Source organism: Mycobacterium venezuelense (assembly GCF_054919535.1).
On record NZ_JBONDW010000060.1, the window covers coordinates 1 to 740 of the forward strand.

A 740-nucleotide genomic window follows, 5' to 3' on the forward strand; every position below is an offset into this window, starting at 1 on the left:
GGTATCGAAGATGAGCTCGGTGGCGTGGCCATGCCCAAGGCTCTGGTGTGGGCTTTGCACGAGCACATCCTCGGCGCCAACCCGGCGGTGTGGATGTATGCCGGTGGCCCGGGGCTCGCGAGCATCTTCTACAAGCAGGCCACCGAAGAGCAGAAGAAGTGGGCCGAGATCGCCGCTGAGCGCGGCTGGGGCGCCACCATGGTGCTCACCGAGCCCGACGCCGGTTCGGATGTGGGCGCGGGCCGCACGAAGGCCGTTAAGCAGGACGACGGCTCGTGGCACATCGACGGCGTGAAGCGGTTCATCACCTCCGCCGACTCCGATGACCTGTTCGAAAACATCTTCCACCTGGTGCTGGCCCGCCCCGAGGGCGCAGGCCCCGGCACCAAGGGTCTGTCGCTGTTCTTCGTGCCGAAGTACCTGTTCGACTTCGAGACCGGCGAGCTGGGCGAGCGTAACGGCGTCTACGTCACCAACGTCGAGCACAAGATGGGGCTCAAGGTTTCGGCCACCTGTGAGCTGACCTTCGGCCAGCACGGCACGCCCGCCAAGGGCTGGCTGGTCGGTGAGGTGCACAACGGCATCGCGCAGATGTTCGACGTGATCGAGCAGGCCCGGATGATGGTGGGCACGAAGGCCATCGCGACCCTGTCGACCGGTTACCTCAACGCTCTCGAGTACGCCAAGGAGCGCGTGCAGGGTGCCGACCTGACCCAGATGATGGACAAGACCGCCCCGCG

General features: G+C 65.8%; 1 protein-coding gene. It reads left to right on the forward strand.

All coding sequences use genetic code 11. The annotated features are described in order from the left end of the window. The coding region (locus ACRCUN_RS34170) for an acyl-CoA dehydrogenase family protein (RefSeq protein WP_462146030.1) at nucleotides 1-740 on the forward strand (740 nt) is incomplete at both ends.